At 60.3% G+C, this 16485-nt stretch carries 17 protein-coding genes and 1 pseudogene; 15 read left to right on the top strand and 3 right to left on the bottom strand.

The window, feature by feature from the left end:
• The first annotated feature begins 34 nt into the window (after positions 1 to 34).
• The 6 genes and pseudogenes from ACQ4MY_RS21235 to ACQ4MY_RS21210 all read left to right on the top strand — a co-directional run bounded on the left by ACQ4MY_RS21235 (position 35) and on the right by ACQ4MY_RS21210 (position 5120).
• Complete coding sequence (locus ACQ4MY_RS21235; RefSeq protein ID WP_440096368.1) at positions 35 to 916, top strand: acyl-CoA dehydrogenase; 882 nt, start codon at positions 35 to 37, stop codon at positions 914 to 916.
• A 138-nt stretch (positions 917 to 1054) separates the two neighbouring features.
• The gene (locus ACQ4MY_RS21230; RefSeq protein WP_440096367.1) at positions 1055 to 2128 is read left to right on the top strand and encodes a serine hydrolase domain-containing protein; all 1074 of its coding nucleotides are present in this window, start codon (positions 1055 to 1057) and stop codon (positions 2126 to 2128) included.
• Positions 2125 to 2421: an amidase gene (locus ACQ4MY_RS21225; RefSeq protein ID WP_440096366.1), complete on the top strand. Its 297-nt coding sequence runs from the start codon at positions 2125 to 2127 to the stop codon at positions 2419 to 2421. The genes ACQ4MY_RS21230 and ACQ4MY_RS21225 overlap by 4 nt, the downstream gene beginning before the upstream one ends.
• A gap of 334 nt (positions 2422 to 2755) precedes the next feature.
• Positions 2756 to 3109 (top strand): annotated as a pseudogene (locus tag ACQ4MY_RS21220) (peptidase dimerization domain-containing protein); the annotation flags it as partial.
• Between the two features lie 261 nt (positions 3110 to 3370).
• The gene (locus ACQ4MY_RS21215) at positions 3371 to 3961 is read left to right on the top strand and encodes a YceI family protein (RefSeq protein WP_440096365.1); all 591 of its coding nucleotides are present in this window, start codon (positions 3371 to 3373) and stop codon (positions 3959 to 3961) included.
• A gap of 1 nt (position 3962) precedes the next feature.
• Positions 3963 to 5120: a phospholipase D-like domain-containing protein gene (locus ACQ4MY_RS21210; RefSeq protein ID WP_008080118.1), complete on the top strand. Its 1158-nt coding sequence runs from the start codon at positions 3963 to 3965 to the stop codon at positions 5118 to 5120.
• A gap of 130 nt (positions 5121 to 5250) precedes the next feature.
• On the opposite strand, the gene bglX is transcribed toward ACQ4MY_RS21210, so the two are convergent.
• Complete coding sequence (gene bglX, locus ACQ4MY_RS21205) at positions 5251 to 7542, bottom strand: beta-glucosidase BglX (RefSeq protein WP_440096364.1); 2292 nt, start codon at positions 7540 to 7542, stop codon at positions 5251 to 5253.
• Positions 7543 to 7802: 260 nt separating this feature from the next.
• Between bglX and ACQ4MY_RS21200 the strand changes: the two genes are divergently transcribed.
• The 4 genes from ACQ4MY_RS21200 to ACQ4MY_RS21185 all read left to right on the top strand — a co-directional run bounded on the left by ACQ4MY_RS21200 (position 7803) and on the right by ACQ4MY_RS21185 (position 11391).
• The gene (locus tag ACQ4MY_RS21200) at positions 7803 to 8411 is read left to right on the top strand and encodes a LemA family protein (protein ID WP_008080121.1); all 609 of its coding nucleotides are present in this window, start codon (positions 7803 to 7805) and stop codon (positions 8409 to 8411) included.
• 114 nt (positions 8412 to 8525) lie between these two features.
• Positions 8526 to 9278 (top strand): TPM domain-containing protein, encoded by a 753-nt coding sequence (locus ACQ4MY_RS21195; RefSeq protein WP_440096363.1) that lies wholly within the window; start codon positions 8526 to 8528, stop codon positions 9276 to 9278.
• A gap of 33 nt (positions 9279 to 9311) precedes the next feature.
• Complete coding sequence (locus tag ACQ4MY_RS21190) at positions 9312 to 9929, top strand: TPM domain-containing protein (protein ID WP_440096362.1); 618 nt, start codon at positions 9312 to 9314, stop codon at positions 9927 to 9929.
• A gap of 244 nt (positions 9930 to 10173) precedes the next feature.
• The gene (locus tag ACQ4MY_RS21185) at positions 10174 to 11391 is read left to right on the top strand and encodes a class I SAM-dependent methyltransferase (RefSeq protein ID WP_440096361.1); all 1218 of its coding nucleotides are present in this window, start codon (positions 10174 to 10176) and stop codon (positions 11389 to 11391) included.
• Positions 11392 to 11571: 180 nt separating this feature from the next.
• On the opposite strand, the gene ACQ4MY_RS21180 is transcribed toward ACQ4MY_RS21185, so the two are convergent.
• Entirely contained in the window at positions 11572 to 12462 is an 891-nt protein-coding gene (locus tag ACQ4MY_RS21180; protein WP_440096360.1) for a DMT family transporter, read from the bottom strand.
• Positions 12463 to 12743: 281 nt separating this feature from the next.
• On the opposite strand from ACQ4MY_RS21180, the gene ACQ4MY_RS21175 reads away from it, so the two are divergent.
• From ACQ4MY_RS21175 to ACQ4MY_RS21155, 5 genes are all read left to right on the top strand, one after another.
• On the top strand, positions 12744 to 13325 hold the full coding sequence (locus ACQ4MY_RS21175) for a DJ-1/PfpI family protein (protein ID WP_008083139.1): 582 nt from the start codon (positions 12744 to 12746) through the stop codon (positions 13323 to 13325).
• Positions 13326 to 13339: 14 nt separating this feature from the next.
• Positions 13340 to 13645, top strand: coding sequence for a ribbon-helix-helix domain-containing protein (locus ACQ4MY_RS21170; RefSeq protein ID WP_440096359.1), 306 nt, complete (start codon positions 13340 to 13342; stop codon positions 13643 to 13645).
• A gap of 172 nt (positions 13646 to 13817) precedes the next feature.
• Positions 13818 to 14162 carry a YegP family protein gene (locus ACQ4MY_RS21165; protein ID WP_158829338.1) on the top strand — a complete coding sequence of 115 codons (345 nt, stop codon included), beginning with the start codon at positions 13818 to 13820 and terminating at the stop codon, positions 14160 to 14162.
• 157 nt (positions 14163 to 14319) lie between these two features.
• Entirely contained in the window at positions 14320 to 14964 is a 645-nt protein-coding gene (locus tag ACQ4MY_RS21160; protein ID WP_440096358.1) for a hypothetical protein, read from the top strand.
• Positions 14964 to 15485, top strand: a complete 522-nt coding sequence (locus ACQ4MY_RS21155; protein ID WP_008083146.1) for a hypothetical protein — start codon at positions 14964 to 14966, stop codon at positions 15483 to 15485. The genes ACQ4MY_RS21160 and ACQ4MY_RS21155 overlap by 1 nt, the downstream gene beginning before the upstream one ends.
• Before the next feature lie 95 nt (positions 15486 to 15580).
• On the opposite strand, the gene ACQ4MY_RS21150 is transcribed toward ACQ4MY_RS21155, so the two are convergent.
• Positions 15581 to 16462, bottom strand: coding sequence for a dihydrodipicolinate synthase family protein (locus tag ACQ4MY_RS21150; protein ID WP_440096357.1), 882 nt, complete (start codon positions 16460 to 16462; stop codon positions 15581 to 15583).
• Between the last annotated feature and the right edge of the window lie 23 nt (positions 16463 to 16485).

The raw sequence follows: 16485 nt of genomic DNA, 5'->3' as shown, positions 1-16485 counted from the left end.
TGATGCTTATATGACAGCCCACAAGGAGCCTCTTATGCCCTGGCCAGATCTGCTGCACAGCCGTGAACGATTGCCCGCCGTTGCTGACCTGGCCGAGGGTTTCGCGACGTTGTTGCAGCAACTGGGCAACGTCACACCGTTCGAATTGGCGGTCGCCGGTGGGCGGCGGATGGCGACGCCGGGGCTGGCATTTCTGGTCGGTTATCAGGCGGCATTGCGCATGCTGTGGCCGAGCGCGCCGCTGAGCCTCGGTGCGTTGTGTGCGACCGAACAGCGCAGCCTGCGCCCGGCGGATATGCAAACGCGGCTGAGCGATTTGCGCCTGAGCGGACGCAAGGATTTCGTCACCGCCGGCGATGCGGCGGACTGGCTGTTGATTGCCGCGCGCAGTGAAGAACCCGGCGAAAGTCCGCGTCTGAGTCTGGCCGTGGTCTACCCCGGCGAGCCTGGCGTGAGCGTGGAAAAACTGCCGGCGCTGCCGTTGATGCCGGACATCAGTCATGGGCGGTTGCTGCTCGATGGCGCGCAGTGTGAGTTGTTGGCGGGGGATGGTTGGGACGCTTATGTGAAACCGTTCCGTACCCTTGAAGATGTCTATGTGTTGAGCGCGATGACCGCGTGGCTGTATGGCGTCGGGCGGGACAGCGATTGGCCGCAAGCGCTGCAATTGCGCTTGCTGGCGCTGTTGGCCGGGTGTGCGGAGGCGAGTCGGCAACCGCCGAACAATCCGGCCGGGCATGTGTTGTTGGGTGGGTTGTTTGCGCAGTTTGATTCGCTGGAGGGCGAGGTGAGTCAGGCGTTGTGCGACGGTAATCCGGAGTGGGCGATGATGTGGCAGCGCGATCAAGGAGTGATGCGGTTGGCCTCCGCCGCCCGAGCCAAACGCCTGGCCAAAGCTTTTCAACGTCCCCTGTAGGAGCTGCCGCAGGCTGCGATCCTTTGATCTTGTCTTTCAAAAACAACGTCAAAAGATCGCAGCCTGCGGCAGCTCCTACAGGGCAGATTGTCATTTTTCCGGGCTAGGATCAGCACACTTGTCTGCCGAGACTTCACCATGTGCAAAGGCCTGTCGCTGTTTCTACTGTTGATCAGCTGCACCGTTCAGGCCGAACCATGGCCCGGTGAGCAATGGCCGACTGGCGCGACAATCACCAATACTGAAGCGCTGGAAAGTTACGCCTTCCCACCCCGCGACGACACCACCCGCCAAGGCATCCGCACCGACGCCTTGCTGATCATCCGCGACGGCCAGATCATCTACGAACACTACGCCGGCGCGACCACCGAACACACCCCGCACCTGACCTGGTCGATCAGCAAAAGCCTGATGGCCACCGTGCTCGGTGTGGCGTACGGCGAAGGCCTGTTCAAACTCGAAGACCCGGCCGTAAAGTTTTACCCGCCGCTGGCAAAACACCCGGACATCAAACTCGCCGATCTGCTGCATTGGGCTTCAGGTATCGATTGGCAGGAAGACTACGAATACGCGCCGCTAAAATCCTCGGTAGTGGCGATGCTCTACACCCGTGGTCATCGCGACATGGCCGCGTTCACTGCCGAACAAGACAGCTACGCTGCGCCGGGGCAGGCCTTCCGTTACTCCAGTGGCGACAGCAATCTGCTCGCCGCCGCATTGAAAAACATCGTCGGCCCGCAGCGTTATCCCGACTATCCGTGGACAGCGCTGTTTGAGCCTTTGGGCATCCACCACGCCGTGTGGGAAACCGATGCGACGGGTACTTTTGTCGCTTCGTCTTACGCCTATCTCACCGCACGGGATCTGGCGCGAGTCGGGCTGTTGATGGCCCGCGACGGGCGTTGGGATGCCCAGCAGTTGCTGCCCAAGGATTGGCTCGGGTTCAACCTGAAACCGTTCGCCGGTTACCAGGCCCATCAGGACGAAGCCGTGCCCGGCGGGCAGTGGTGGCTCAATCGTGCGGTAGATGGCGCGGCATCACCGTGGCCCGATGCGCCGCTCGATACCTTTGCTGCCCTCGGCCATTGGGGGCAGGCGCTGTATGTGATTCCCAGCGAGAAACTGGTGATCGTCCGTTATGGCGATGATCGCGATGGCAGCTACCGTCATAACGAGTTGCTCAAGCGCGTGCTGAAGGCGGTGCGGCCATGAAGCGCTTTTTGCTGTTGCTGCTGGTTCTTCTGCTCGGCTGGATTGTCTACGAGCGTGAAAATGTGTGGGCCTTCCCGGACATCATCAGCGCCTACACCGCCAAGGAATATTGCTCGTGCCGCTACGTGATGAACAACGACGCCGAATACTGCCGTGGCTACGTAAAACAGTGGTTGCCGATTAGCCAGTTCAGCGATGACCCCGCCAGCAAAACCATCACCGTCAGCGGCATGGGCCGCAGCCACCGCGCCCAATGGCAAAGCGAACGCCAGGGCTGCCGCCTCAATCCCTGATCCAAGGGGCATCATCTTAACCCTGTAAATAGAGAACCCTGTGGGAGCTGGCTTGCCAGCGATGGCGGTGTGTCAGTCAAAAAATATCGCCTGTGCCGACGCTATCGCTGGCAAGCCAGCTCCCACAGGGTTTGTGTCGGTTCACAAGGTGTTCGCAGAGCCAGAAGATCTCGGGGTCCACTCTGTGGAACCCCATTCGATTGTCCTCGCGCGCGTCTCGCGGTTATCTGGCAGTGAGCACGACCTGCCTTCCAACGTGTCGTGAATTCATTGCAAACAACAAGACCGGGAACACCCGCGCGAGGAGAACCGTCATGCCCCGACATCAGCACATTCTGGCCTGCTTGAACGCTTCCCGTGCGATGCATTGTTCGGCATGCACAACATGCCGGGCCTGCCTGCCGGGCATCTGGGCTTTCGCGAAGGGCCGATGATGGCTTCGCAGGACTTGCTCAACGTGGTCATCGAAGGCGTCGGCGGCCACGGCTCGATGCCGCACCTGACGGTCGATCCGCTGGTGGCTGCGGCGATTGTGGTGATGGCGCTGCAAACTGTGGTCGCGCGCAACATTGATACGCAGCAGGCAGCGGTGGTTACCGTCGGCGCACTGCAAGCGGGGGAGGCGGCCAACGTCATTCCGCAGCAGGCGGTTCTGCGTCTGAGTTTGCGTGCGCTGAATGCCGATGTTTGCGGTGAATGGATTTTGGAGGTTTAGGGTGTTTTTGTGGCGAGGGGATTTATCCCCGCTCGGCTGCGCAGCAGTCGCAAATCCTGAATGTAGGGTTTCAATGACACACCGCAAGGGGCCGCTTCGCAGCCCAGCGGGGATAAATCCCATCGCCACAGGATCCCCCTTACCCAGGGAAATCAGCGGAAGCTCTGTGAAAGTTTGCAATAACGCCCCAGCCAGTTAAGGTTCGTGCAGGTTTATCGGCCCCACGAGTCCTCAATGTTCAACCGCTCCCTCTGTGCAACCCTGTCCAGCCTGCTGCTGGCTGCCATCGCGCTGCCGGCGCAGGCCAATTGGTATCTGGACGGCGAGTCGTCGCGGCTGTCGTTCGTCAGCACGAAAAATGCCCACATTTCCGAAGTGCAACGCTTTCTGGTGCTGCACGGCAAGGTCGATCCCGACGGTCGCGCCGAAGTCGAAGTCGAGCTGGACTCGATCAACAGCGGCATCCCGCTGCGCGATGAGCGCATGCGCAAGGAGCTGTTCCAGATCGAGCAATTTCCCGAAGCGACCATCACCACCCAGATCGACCTGCGCCCGATCAACGATCTGGCCCCCGGCGCGCAGCTGGAATTGCGCCTGCCGCTGACCGTCAACCTGCATGGCAAACAACACGAATACCCCGCCGAATTGCTGGCGACGCGGCTCGATGATCGACGCTTTCAGGTGGTCACCCTGGAACCGCTGGTGATCAACGCCGAAGATTTTGACTTGGCGCCGGGCCTGGAAAGCCTGCGCAAACTCGCCGACCTGTCGGCCATCAGTCTGTCGGTGCCGGTGGGTGCGGTGCTGATTTTCACGGCGCGCTGACATGCGCGGCGCGGTGTTCCCATGGCGTGACGGCAACCGGTTCGAACTGTTGATCGACGGCCCGCAATTCTTTCCGCGCATGCTTGAGCAGATCGCTGGCGCGCAGGAGCAGATCGAGCTTGAGCTGTATCTGGTAGAGGCCGGCGCTTGTGCCGAAACCATCGTGCAAGCGCTGGTGCTGGCGGCCGAACGTGGGGTGCGCGTGCGCTGCCTGTTCGACGATTACGGCAGCCTCGCGTTCACCCTCAATCTGCGCCAGCGCCTGACCCATGCCGGGGTGGAACTGCGTTTCTACAATCGGCTGAACTGGCGGCGCTGGGTCGGCAATTTCTACCGCGATCACCGCAAATTGCTGCTGGTCGATCAGCGTCTGGCGGTGGTCGGCGGCACCGGCGTCACCGACGAGTTCTGGACGCCGGGCCATGACACCAGCGAATGGCACGAAGTGATGGTCGAGATCAGCGGGCCGTTGGTGATCGACTGGCAATTGCTGTTTGATCGTCAGTGGATCGCCAACCGCTATCGCCGCGCCTGGCGCCCGGCCGCGCATTTCGGTCTGCCGCGATTACCGCGCGTACCGGACAAGGGCGAGGGCATGGGCCGCGTGGCGTATGCCGATGCCCGCCAGCATCGCGACATTCTGCAATCGTTGTTCCGTGCATTGAACAGTGGGCAAAAACGCATCTGGATGGCCACGCCGTATTTCCTGCCAACCTGGAAAATCCGCCGCTCCCTGCGCAAGGCTGCTGCGCGCGGTGTCGATGTACGTTTGCTACTGACCGGGCCGCGCACCGATCACCCGTCGGTGCGTTATGCCGGACATCGCTACTACCCGCGACTGCTCAAGGCCGGGGTGCAGATCTTCGAATATCAGCCGTGCTTTTTGCATTTGAAAATGGTCCTGGTGGACGATTGGGTGAGCATCGGCTCGTGCAACTTCGATCACTGGAACCTGCGCTTCAATCTGGAGGCGAATCTGGAGGCGCTGGATCCGTCGTTGACGGCAGCGGTGCAGGCGAGTTTTGTGAAGGACTTCGGGCTGAGTCAGCGGGTGAGTCTGGAGGAGTGGCAGCGCCGGCCGTTGTGGCGGCGGGTAAAACAGCGGATCTGGGGCTGGGTGGATCGGGTGGTCGTCAACATCCTCGATCGCCGCGGGTAGCGGTCACACCAAAAAACTTTGTGGGAGCTGGCTTGCCAGCGATGAGGCCGTCACATTCAACATATCAATTGACTGTTAGGCCGCCATCGCTGGCAAGCCAGCTCCCACAGGTTTTGCAGTGTTGCTGCTGTTACAGCAGTTCGAAGCTCTGCTGCGTCACGTCCTGCGAATCCAGGCCGATCTGTACGTTGAACTTGCCAGGCTCCGCCGCGTATTTGAGCTGGGCGTTGTAGAACTTCAGGTCATCCTCGCTGATGGTGAAGTGCACGACTTTCTGTTCGCCGGCCTTGAGCATGATTTTCTGGAAGTTCTTCAGCTCTTTCACCGGGCGGATCATCGAACCGGTGACATCCTGAATGTACAGCTGCACCACGGTTTCGCCGTCACGCTTGCCGGTGTTTTTCAGCATGACGCTGGCGTCGAGTTTGCCAGTGGCGTTCAGCGTGGTCGACGACAGCGCCATGTCGCTCAGGGCGAAATGGGTGTAGCTCAGGCCATAACCGAACGGGAACAGCGGCCCGGTGGTGTCATCGAAATACTGCGAGGTGTAGTTGCCCGGTTTGCCCGGCGTGAACGGCCGGCCAATGCTCAGGTGGTTGTAGTAGGTCGGGATCTGGCCCACGGAACGCGGGAAGGTCACCGGCAGTTTGCCCGACGGGTTGTAGTCGCCGAACAGCACGTCGGCGATGGCGTTGCCGCCCTCGGTGCCGCTGAACCAGGTTTCCAGAATCGCATCAGCCGACTGGTTCTCTTCGAGAATGGTCAGCGGACGGCCGTTCATCAGTACCAGCACCAGCGGTTTGCCGGTGGCCTTGAGTGCGCGGATCAGCTCACGCTGGTTTTCCGGGATGTTCAGGTCGGTACGGCTGGACGATTCGTGGGACATGCCACGGGACTCGCCGACGGCGGCAACGATCACGTCAGCGTCCTTGGCGGCTTTCACTGCTTCGTCGATCAGCACGTTGGCCGGACGCGGGTCATCGACCACTTCCGGGGCATCGAAGTTGAGGAAGTTCAGGTAATCCAGCACTTTCTTGTCGTTGGTGATGTTGGCGCCACGGGCGTAGATCAGGTTCGACTTGTTGCCGATCACCGAGCTCATGCCGTCGAACAGGGTCACCGATTGCGTCGGTTTACCTGCTGCGGCCCAACTGCCCATCATGTCGATCGGCGCTTTGGCCAGCGGGCCGACCAGTGCGACTTTCGCGTCTTTTTTCAGTGGCAGGGTTTCGTTCTGATTCTTCAGCAACACCAGGCTGCGACGCGCGACTTCGCGGGCCTCGGCGCGGTGCAGGCGGCTTTCGGCGTAGGTGTCGGCCGGATCATCTTCAGCCTTGCCGATGCGCAAGTACGGGTCCTTGAACAGGCCCATGTCGTACTTGGCGGCGAGCACTTCGCGCACGGCGTTGTCGATGTCTTTCTGTTCGATCTCGCCGGCCTTGAGCAGCCCCGGCAGTTCTTTGCCATAGAGGGTGTCGTTCATGCTCATGTCGATGCCGGCCTTGATCGCCAGCTTCGCCGCTTCACGACCGTCGCGGGCGACACCGTGCTTGATCAGTTCGAAGATCGCGCCGTGGTCGCTGACCGCCAGGCCTTTGAAGCCCCAGTCGCGGCGCAGCAGATCGTTCATCAGCCAAGTGTTGGCCGTGGCCGGAATGCCGTTGATCGAGTTCAGCGCAACCATCACGCCACCGGCGCCGGCATCAATCGCGGCGCGGTACGGCGGCAGGTAATCCTGGTACATCTTCACCGGGCTCATGTCGACGGTGTTGTAGTCACGACCGCCTTCAACCGCGCCATACAGGGCGAAGTGTTTGACGCTGGCCATGATGCTGTCGGCCGCGCTCGGGGTGGCGCCTTGATAGGCGCGCACCATGACGCCGGCGATGCGCGAGGTCAGGTAGGTGTCTTCACCGAAACCTTCGGAGCTGCGGCCCCAGCGCGGGTCGCGGGAGATATCGACCATCGGCGCGAAGGTGATGTCGAGGCTGTCGGCGGCGGCTTCCTTGGCGGCGACGCGGCCGGACTGGCCGATGGCGTCCATGTCCCAGCTCGACGCGAGGGCCAGCGGGATCGGGAAAATTGTGCGGTGACCGTGGATCACGTCATAGGCGAAAAACATCGGGATCTTCAGACGGCTGCGCATGGCGGCGTCCTGCATCGGGCGGTTTTCCGGGCGGGTGATCGAGTTGAACGTGCCACCGATGTTGCCGGCGGCGATCTCTTTGCGGATCAGCTCGCGGGGCATCTCCGGGCCGATGCTGATCAGGCGTAACTGGCCGATCTTTTCATCGAGGGTCATCTGGTTCATCAGGTTGCTGATGAACGCGTCCTTGTTTTCCAGGGGTACCGGGGTCGTGGCGGCCAATACTTGATGACTGGCCAGGCTGACGAACAGACCCAGCAAACACAGCTTCTTCATGAATATTTTTCTCTAGGGCACAAACGGCAATGCAACACCGGCCAGCCAAAATTTAGGGAGCGACTATTGTTGTTCGGGTGCAAGCTCGAAAACACCGAGCCAAAAACGACCGCCGAGCCTCGGCAGCGTGATCGCGCAGGGCACTTTTTAGCCCATTAACCCGTACCAATCCAGTGGCGCGGCCGATTATGCCCCAAGAGCCGGTCGCGAATGTTTCTCCACCGGATTTTTAATCCAATGTGCCAGGGAGCATCACTCTGATGAATGTCAGCCCAACCTACCGCTCGCGCTTGCAGGTCGCCACGTTACTGGTCATGGCCACATTGCTGACGGCGTGCGGCATCAACAACATCCCGACCCTCGACGAGCAGGCCAAAGCGGCGTGGGGCCAAGTGCAGAACCAGTACCAGCGCCGCGCCGACCTGATCCCCAACCTGGTGGAAACGGTGAAGGGCTACGCCAAGCATGAGGAAGCAACCCTGACGGCGGTGATCGAGGCGCGGGCCAAGGCCACTTCGATTCAGGTCGACGCCAGCACCCTCGACAATCCCGAGAAGCTCAAGCAGTTCCAGCAGGCACAGGATCAACTGACCGGTGCGTTGAGCCGGTTGATGGTGGTCTCCGAGCGCTACCCGGATCTGAAGGCCAACCAGAACTTCCTCGCCCTGCAATCGCAACTTGAGGGCACGGAAAACCGCATCGCCGTGGCGCGCCGCGATTTCATTCTGGCGGTGCAGAAATACAACACCGAAATCCGCACCTTCCCCGGTCGCCTCTGGCACAGCGTGATGTACAGCGACCTGCCGATCCGCGAAACCTTTGAAGCCACCACACCCGGTGCGGAAAAGGCCCCGGAAGTGAAATTCTGAGAACCCCTGTGTAGGAGCTGCCGCAGGCTGCGATCTTTTGACGTTGGTTTTTAAAATCAAGATCAAAAGATCGCAGCCTGCGGCAGCTCCTACAGGGGGGCGGTGGGGATATTTATGCGTGTGTTGAAGATGGGGCTGGTGTTGGTGTTGTGGGTATTTGCCCTCAGCGCCCGGGCCGAGTTGACGTTCCCGGCGCTGAGCGGGCGGGTGGTGGACGACGCGCAGATGATCGAGCCGTCGGTGCGTGCGCAATTGAATCAGCAGTTGCAGGCCCACGAACAGGCGACCGGCGAGCAATTGGTGGTGGTCACGCTGCCCAATCTGCAGGGCACCACCATCGAGGATTTCGGTGTTCAGCTCGGTCGGCACTGGGCCATCGGCCAGAAGGATAAGAACAACGGCGCGCTGCTGATCGTCGCCCGTGACGAGCGCAAACTGCGCATTGAAGTCGGTTATGGCCTGGAAGATCGACTCACCGATGCGCAAACGTCGGTGATCATCCATCAAGTGATCACGCCTGCGTTCAAGACCGGCAACTTCAGCAAAGGCATCAGCGACGGCGTCGCGGCGATGTTGGTGGTGCTCGGCGGCAATCCGCTGGACGAGCCGTCGACGGTGTATGAATCAAGTGGTGATCCTTCCGATGATTTCATCTCGCGCCATCCCGGATTGTTCGTATTTTTGCTGATGCTGTTCATCCTGGCGGTGTTTGTCTTCCAGATGCTCGGTATCCTTCCCGCCGGCCGTGGCGGTGGTGGCGGAGGCGGCGGCTTTGGTGGTGGCGGTTTTGGCGGTGGCGGTGGCGGCGGGGGCTTCAGCGGCGGCGGGGGCAGTTTCGGCGGCGGTGGATCGTCCGGCGGCTGGTGACATTAAAACAATAATGAGCAGGCACTTTTCGACATGGCACTACTGACCGAACATCAACAACGCAAAGTCGCCGAGGCCATTGCCCGGGTCGAGCGCGACACCGACGCCGAACTGGTGACAGTACTCGCGGCGCGCGCCGACGATTACGCGTACATCCCGCTGCTGTGGGCGAGTTTGCTGGCGCTGGTGGTGCCGGGTGTCGTGCATTACCTGACCGGTTGGCTGACCCTGCACAGTCTGCTGCTGGTGCAGTGGGGCGCATTTATCGTGCTGTGCCTGCTGTTTCGTTTGCCGAAAATCACCACGCATCTGGTGCCGCGTCGCGTACGCCATTGGCGTGCGTCGAACCTGGCGCGCAGGCAGTTTCTCGAGCAGAACCTGCATCACACGGTGGGCAGCACCGGCATGCTGATTTTTGTCTGCGAGGCGGAGCGGTATGTGGAGATTCTGGTGGATGAGGGGATTTCCAGTCGGCTGGACAACAAGCGTTGGGATGCGATTGTCGCGGCGTTTACCGAGCAGGTGCGGCAGGGGCAGACGCTGGAGGGGTTTGTGACGTGTATCGAGGCGTGTGGGGAGTTGCTGAAAGTGCATGTGCCGGTGACGCAGGTACGCAATGAATTACCGAATCGGTTGGTGGTGTTGGCCTGATTCTCCCAGGCTCAGCAGTCCCCTGTGGCGAGGGGATTTATCCCCGTTGGGCTGCGAAGCGGCCCCATGCGATGTGTCAATCAAAGCAGACATTCAGATTTTGCGCCTGCTGCGCAGCCGAGCGGGGATAAATCCCCTCGCCACAATGGATTGTGCCGTTGGGTAAATAAGAGGGTGTCCCCAACCCCCATCCCCCCTAAAATACCCGCCATTCCCGATTTCGCCCGTCCGAGGCCGCTTTTCCATGTCCGTTACCGCGCCGTCCACCAAGCCTGCACCCGATCACCACGCCCAGTTCATCGAGCTGCTGCAGACCAGCCTCGACCAGAACGGTTTCATCAAACTGGTGCTGGCCAAATACGTCGGTGAAGAAGCGGATTTGCAACGGGTCATCATCAAAGCAGTGACGGTCAAGGCGCAGCCGAACCTGTCCTTCGTCTATCGCTACAAAACCCGCGACATCACCAAAAACCTGCCGCTGAGTGAAGCCGTAGCGACGATTGCCGCGCTGCTGCCGACTGCGTTCAAAAATGCGCATTTGCTCACTGTGACTGACGAAGCTCAGCTCGAATACAGCAAAAAGGGCAAGAGTTCGCTGTTCAAGAGCCAACCGCAGCAATTGCGCGAAGCGCCGTCTGCCGAGCATAACCGTGAAAAAAACCGTTTTCTCGAACTGAGCCGACCGTTCCTCAAGGACCTCTGCGTGACCAACGCGCAGCAAGAGCTGATTCCGGCGATGTCGCGCAAGTGGAAGCAGATCAACAAGTTCATCGAAGTGTTCAGCCACGCGCTGACCTCGTCGCCGCTGGCGCTGGACAAACCGGTACGCGTGGCCGACTTCGGTTCGGGCAAGGGGTACCTGACCTTTGCGATTCACGATTACCTGCGCAACACCTTAAAGGCCGAGGGCGAAGTCACCGGCGTCGAGCTGCGCGAGGACATGGTCAACCTGTGCAACGCTGCGGCGGCGAAACTCGATCATCCGGGGCTGGTGTTCAAGTGCGGTGATGTGCGCAGCGTCGCGCCGAGCGAACTGGACGTGATGATCGCCCTGCATGCCTGCGACATCGCTACCGACTACGCGATCCACACCGGCATTCGTTCGGGGGCGTCGATCATCATGTGCTCGCCGTGCTGCCACAAACAGATTCGCCTGCAAATCCAGAGCCCGGCGCTGCTCAAGCCGATGCTGCAATACGGTTTGCACCTGGGCCAGCAGGCGGAAATGGTCACTGACAGCTTGCGCGCATTGTTCCTTGAGGCGTGTGGTTATGAAACCAAGGTGTTCGAATTCATCTCGCTCGATCACACCAACAAGAACAAGATGATTCTTGCGGTGAAGCGCGCCGAGCCGGTCGACCCCGCGCAGCTGTTGGTGAAGATTGCCGAGTTGAAGGCGTTCTACCACATCAGCGAGCACTGCCTGGAAACCCTGCTGCGCGCCGACGGCTACCTGGCCTGACGATTATTGCCTTGGAATACACATCCTGTAGGCGCTGCCGAAGGCTGCGATCTTTTGATCTTCAAAAACAAAATCAAAAGATCGCAGCCTTCGGCAGCTCCTACATAATCAACCGTTCAACCGTTCAACCGTTCAACCGTTCAACCGTTCAACCGTTCAACCGATCAACCGATCAACCATTCATACGCTGGCTATGCGGGCCGGTTGCACGGCGGTTTTACGACCGAGCATCACGGTCGCAATCACCCCGCAGGCAAACACCCAGGTAATCGGCTCGACGTGCTCACCGAAGAACAACGCCGAGAACGCGATGGTGAAGAAGATCTGCAGCAACTGGATCTGACTGACCCGGGCAATGCCGCCCATGGCCAGCCCGGCATACCAGGCAAAGAACCCGAGAAACTGCGAGAACAGGGCGACGTAGCCAAACGCCCACCAGGCTTTGGTCGAGACCGCGCCTTGATGCTGCAGTGCCAAGTACAAAACGGGCCCGATCAATAGCGGCGTCGACAGCACCAGCGCCCAGCAGATCACCTGCCAGCCGCCCATCTCCTTGGCCAACCGGCCACCTTCGGCGTAACCCAGGCCGCCGACCGCAATCGCCCCGAGCATCAACAAATCCCCGGCCTGAATGCTGCCCGCGCCGCTATACAGCGCATAACCGAGCACCAACGCACTGCCCAATGCCGCGCAGGCCCAGAAGGCTTTTGACGGCCGCTCGTGGGACAGCCATGCCGCGTACAGCGCCACGCACAGCGGTTGCAAGCCATTGACCAATGCACCGTGGGACGCCGGCAGCGTTTGCATCGCCCACGCCGACAACACCGGGAACCCGAGAATCACCCCGGCGATCACCAGGCTCAGGCCTTTGACTTGTCGCCAGGTCGGCCATTTCTCGCGACGCCACAACAACAGCAACGCTGCCGGAATCGCCGCGAACAACGCGCGTCCCAAACCGTTGAGCAGCGGATGCAGTTCCTGCACCACGATGCGGGTGAAGGGCAGGGTGAGGCTGAAAATCACCACGCCGAGCAGGCCGAGGGCCATGCCGGTATTTTCGCGCGAGGACATGATGGGGACCAGAATCGTAGGGGTTGAGAGTGACCTTCATCAAGCCATAAACCGGGGGGTTGTGGCTGTTACAGCTAGGCACTTACTTATCCGTACAGTTGCGGGTAATCCCCGCCACGTAGGAGCTGCCGAAGGCTGCGATCTTTTGATCCTGTTTTTAAGATCAAGATCAAAAGATCGCAGCCTTCGGCAGCTCCTACAGTAGTAGCCCGTTGTTACCCGTCACTGTCGAATAGGTCTACCTTCAATACTCCCAAGCATTTCCCAGAGGAGTCCTCCCCATGGCCGCGAAAAAAATCCTGATGCTGGTTGGCGATTACGTCGAAGACTACGAAGTGATGGTGCCGTTCCAGGCCCTGCAAATGGTCGGGCATACCGTCCACGCCGTGTGCCCGGACAAAGCGGCTGGCAGCACCGTGCGCACTGCGATCCATGACTTCGAAGGCGATCAGACTTACAGCGAAAAACCCGGTCACCTGTTCGCCCTCAACTTCGACTTCGCCAAGGCCCGCGAGGCCGACTATGACGCGCTGTTGATCCCCGGCGGCCGTGCGCCGGAATACCTGCGCCTCAACGACACAGTCCTCGACCTGGTGCGCGCCTTCGACAAGGCCGGCAAACCGATCGCCGCCGTTTGCCACGGCGCACAACTGCTGGCCGCAGCGGGTGTGCTCGAAGGACGTGAGTGCAGCGCCTATCCGGCTTGCGCCCCGGAAGTGCGACTGGCGGGCGGTACGTACATCGACATCGCAGTGACGGATGGCCACGTTCAAGGCAATCTGGCGACAGCCCCGGCATGGCCGGCGCATCCGAACTGGCTGGCCGGTTTCCTTGGCTTGCTCGGCACGAAAATCACCCTGTAAACGAGGTTTCGCCCATGTGCGAGCTCTACGTCAAGGCTGACCCGATTCTCTACGAGTCACGCTCGCGCTCGCTGCGCATCTGCGGCGTAGTGACGACATTGCGCCTGGAAAATCAGTTCTGGGACATCCTCAGCGAGATTGCCGAGGTCGACGGCATGAGCACCAACCAATTGATCGCCAAGCTGTATGAAGAGGTGATGGATTATCGCGGTGAAGTGGTGAATTTTGCCTCGTTCCTGCGCGTGAGTTGCATGCGCTATCTGAGCCAGCGGCGGGTTACTGTGCCGGCGTTGTCGGTGGTGCGGGCGCAGGTGAAATAGTCCAGACCGGGTTGATCCTATCGCTGGCAAGCCAGCTCCCACAGGTATCGTGTGTGCCTCGTACCCTGTGGGAGCGGGCTTGCCCGCGATGGGGCTGGTATAGGCGACAGATTCGCTTGGCTGGTCTTTACTCTGAAGCGCGAAATCCCTCAATCGCCCAGGAGAAACGAGCATGTCCGGATGGTATGAATTGAGTAAAAGCAGCAACGGCCAGTTCCGGTTCGTGCTGAAAGCGGCGAATGCCGAAACGATTCTGACCAGCGAGCTGTACACCACCCGCGCGGCGGCCGAGGGCGGCATTGCGTCAGTGCAGAGCAACAGCCCGCTGGATGAACGCTACGAGAAGAAGTCGACGAAGGACGGGCATCCGTACTTCAATCTCAAAGCCGCCAATCACCAGATCATTGGCAGCAGCGAGGCTTATTCCTCAGACGCTGCCTGCGATAAAGGCATCGCCAGCGTCAAGGTCAATGGCCCGACCAAGGTAATCAAAGACAAGACCCTGCCAGTGCTCTGAACATCCCTCTGGTATTCGTGCGCCAAAGCAATGGCGCCCGAATTCTGGCAATGTGCCATCATTTTGCGTATCCTTCGCCGCCAATCCATGGAAGGGGCGATCTGAAGAACTCTTTCGTGCGTGTCTGATTTGTTTACCCGCGAGAGTTTTTCCGCTGATGATGCGTTTTTTTGCTGTCCTGACCGTGCTGCTCGGCTTGAGCGGCTGCTACAGCCTGTCCCCGACCCAGATTGATGACGAACTCAGCTCGACCGCCGATTCCGGCGTGGCTTATCTGGTGGGCGTGGTCGGTATCTGGCCGAAGGCCAAATTCGGCGCTCATGACCAGATGCTGATGATCCGCAAACGTGGCAGCGATGACTTCGCCACGGCGCGGTTGCACAACGAGTTTTATGCTCGCACCGAGCGCGACGTGCGCGAGACCGGTCACGGGATCGGCACGCTGTTTGTCATGCCGCTGAAACCCGGACGCTACGAAATCTATAACGTGCGTTTCGATCGCGGCCAGTCGCTGTCGTGGAGCCGTGAAGACTTCACCATTGGCCTGCAACTGGACGCTGGCAAAGCCTATTACATCGGTGATTTCCGCGCTGGCTGTCTGCTCGGTCGCGACATGACGTGCCTGTTTTTGCACAGCGATCACCTTGAGCGCGACGCGGCGCTGGTGCGCGCCAAGTATCCGCAAGTGCCAGGCCTGCAGCGTCTGGACATGCCGAACCTGTACACCGCGACGCCGTTCATCCGCGAAGAAAACGGCCCCAGCGCCTCTGTTTATAAAGCCATGCTGTCAGGAAAACTCTAATGCGTATTCATGCTCTGTTACTCGGAATGCTCTTGCTGCTGGGCGGCTGTCAGACCACCCACAGTCTGAAGACACCGGAGGTCGATTACAGCGAACGCTTGCCGGCGATCAGCGTCAACGTCATCGGGCTGCCGAGCTGGATGCTGCGCGACGAATTGCGCCATCGCGGCACCTTCGACGAGGTCAAGGCTGGACGCAGCGAGGACGGTTACAACGTGCTGGTGATCGCCAACAGCGACATCGGCGGCTTGCAGCCACAGATGTTTTTGAGCGCCTTGACGATGTTCATTGTGCCGGTGCCGGTCAGTTGGGACAGCACGGTGGTATTCAGTCTGAGCCACGGCAAGGAAGTGTTGGGTGTGTACGCGGTGAACAACCATTCCAGCGCCTGGCGTGGTCTGGTCAATCCGTCTGGAGGCCAGATGGAGCATGTGCGTCTGATCAGTGATGCGTTTATCGCGCAGGTGCTCAAGGATCAACCGTTCAACCGTGAAGCCATGCAACGCGCCGCCAGCCTCTGATCACCGATAATGTAGGAGCTGCCGCAGGCTGCGATCTTTTGATTCTGTTTTCAAGATCAAAAGATCGCAGCCTGCGGCAGCTCCTACAGGGGTGGTTAGCGCAGGGTTTTCAGCAGGTCGTTGAGGTGAGCGCGGCCGGGCTCGTTCAGCGGGAACACCGGCAAGCGCGGTTCGCCCACCTCCAGCCCGGTTGCACGCAGCCCGGCCTTGATGGTTGCCGGCAGCCCACCCTTGAGGATGAAGTCCAGCAACGGCAACTGGCGGTAGAACAGGTCGCGCGCCCGATCCAGGTCGCCGGCCATGGCCGCGTCATAAAGGTCCAGATTCAGTTGCGCGATCAGGTTCGGCGCTGCTGTGCACCAACCTTTCGCCCCGGCGGCAAACGCCTCCAGTGCCAGCGGATTGCAGCCGTTGTAGAACGGCACCTGACCTTCGCCGAGCAATTGCAGCTTGTGCATGCGCTGGATGTCGCCAGTGCTCTCCTTGACCATGGTGACGTTTTCCACGGCGTTGACGATGCGCAGAATCAGCTCGACCGACATGTCGGTGCCGCTGGTGGCCGGGTTGTTGTAGAGCATGATCGGCACGCCGATGCTCTCGCCGATGGCGCGGTAATGCGCGAGAATTTCCGCCTCGCTGAGCTTCCAGTACGACGCCGGCAGCACCATCACCACATCGGCGCCATGGGCTTCGGCGAAACGTGCGCGGCGCACGGCTTTGGCGGTGGTCAGGTCGGACACACTGACGATGGTCGGCACCCGTTTGGCCACGTGCTTGATACTGAATTCGGCGACTTGGTCCCACTCCGCATCGCTCAGGTAAGCGCCTTCGCCGGTGCTGCCCAATGGCGCGATGGCGTGGACGCCGCTGGCGATCAAGCGGTCAATCGATTGGCCGAGTGCCGGCAGATCCAGCCCTTCGCCATTGGCGCTGAACGGGGTGATGGTGTAGCCGATGATGCCGTGAATGTTGGACATGGGAGCGTCTCCGTAAGAGGGTT

The sequence above is a fragment of the Pseudomonas sp. SM4 genome (assembly GCF_051913165.1).
Taxonomy (GTDB): Bacteria; Pseudomonadota; Gammaproteobacteria; order Pseudomonadales; family Pseudomonadaceae; genus Aquipseudomonas.
Note: the sequence above shows the minus strand (reverse complement) of the source record. Positions and strands in the feature narration are given on the sequence as shown.

What these genes read in the sequence shown, in the direction of transcription:
- bglX (WP_440096364.1), bottom strand. Translation starts at nt 7,542, where the DNA reads ATGAAGAAGCTGTGTTTGCTGGGTCTGTTCGTCAGCCTGGCCAGTCAT.
- ACQ4MY_RS21170 (WP_440096359.1), top strand. Translation starts at nt 13,340, where the DNA reads ATGTGCGAGCTCTACGTCAAGGCTGACCCGATTCTCTACGAGTCACGC.
- ACQ4MY_RS21175 (WP_008083139.1), top strand. Translation starts at nt 12,744, where the DNA reads ATGGCCGCGAAAAAAATCCTGATGCTGGTTGGCGATTACGTCGAAGAC.
- ACQ4MY_RS21190 (WP_440096362.1), top strand. Translation starts at nt 9,312, where the DNA reads ATGGCACTACTGACCGAACATCAACAACGCAAAGTCGCCGAGGCCATT.
- ACQ4MY_RS21200 (WP_008080121.1), top strand. Translation starts at nt 7,803, where the DNA reads ATGAATGTCAGCCCAACCTACCGCTCGCGCTTGCAGGTCGCCACGTTA.
- ACQ4MY_RS21225 (WP_440096366.1), top strand. Translation starts at nt 2,125, where the DNA reads ATGAAGCGCTTTTTGCTGTTGCTGCTGGTTCTTCTGCTCGGCTGGATT.
- ACQ4MY_RS21215 (WP_440096365.1), top strand. Translation starts at nt 3,371, where the DNA reads ATGTTCAACCGCTCCCTCTGTGCAACCCTGTCCAGCCTGCTGCTGGCT.
- ACQ4MY_RS21165 (WP_158829338.1), top strand. Translation starts at nt 13,818, where the DNA reads ATGTCCGGATGGTATGAATTGAGTAAAAGCAGCAACGGCCAGTTCCGG.
- ACQ4MY_RS21155 (WP_008083146.1), top strand. Translation starts at nt 14,964, where the DNA reads ATGCGTATTCATGCTCTGTTACTCGGAATGCTCTTGCTGCTGGGCGGC.
- ACQ4MY_RS21180 (WP_440096360.1), bottom strand. Translation starts at nt 12,462, where the DNA reads ATGTCCTCGCGCGAAAATACCGGCATGGCCCTCGGCCTGCTCGGCGTG.
- ACQ4MY_RS21230 (WP_440096367.1), top strand. Translation starts at nt 1,055, where the DNA reads ATGTGCAAAGGCCTGTCGCTGTTTCTACTGTTGATCAGCTGCACCGTT.
- ACQ4MY_RS21210 (WP_008080118.1), top strand. Translation starts at nt 3,963, where the DNA reads ATGCGCGGCGCGGTGTTCCCATGGCGTGACGGCAACCGGTTCGAACTG.
- ACQ4MY_RS21235 (WP_440096368.1), top strand. Translation starts at nt 35, where the DNA reads ATGCCCTGGCCAGATCTGCTGCACAGCCGTGAACGATTGCCCGCCGTT.
- ACQ4MY_RS21185 (WP_440096361.1), top strand. Translation starts at nt 10,174, where the DNA reads ATGTCCGTTACCGCGCCGTCCACCAAGCCTGCACCCGATCACCACGCC.
- ACQ4MY_RS21150 (WP_440096357.1), bottom strand. Translation starts at nt 16,462, where the DNA reads ATGTCCAACATTCACGGCATCATCGGCTACACCATCACCCCGTTCAGC.
- ACQ4MY_RS21160 (WP_440096358.1), top strand. Translation starts at nt 14,320, where the DNA reads ATGATGCGTTTTTTTGCTGTCCTGACCGTGCTGCTCGGCTTGAGCGGC.
- ACQ4MY_RS21195 (WP_440096363.1), top strand. Translation starts at nt 8,526, where the DNA reads ATGCGTGTGTTGAAGATGGGGCTGGTGTTGGTGTTGTGGGTATTTGCC.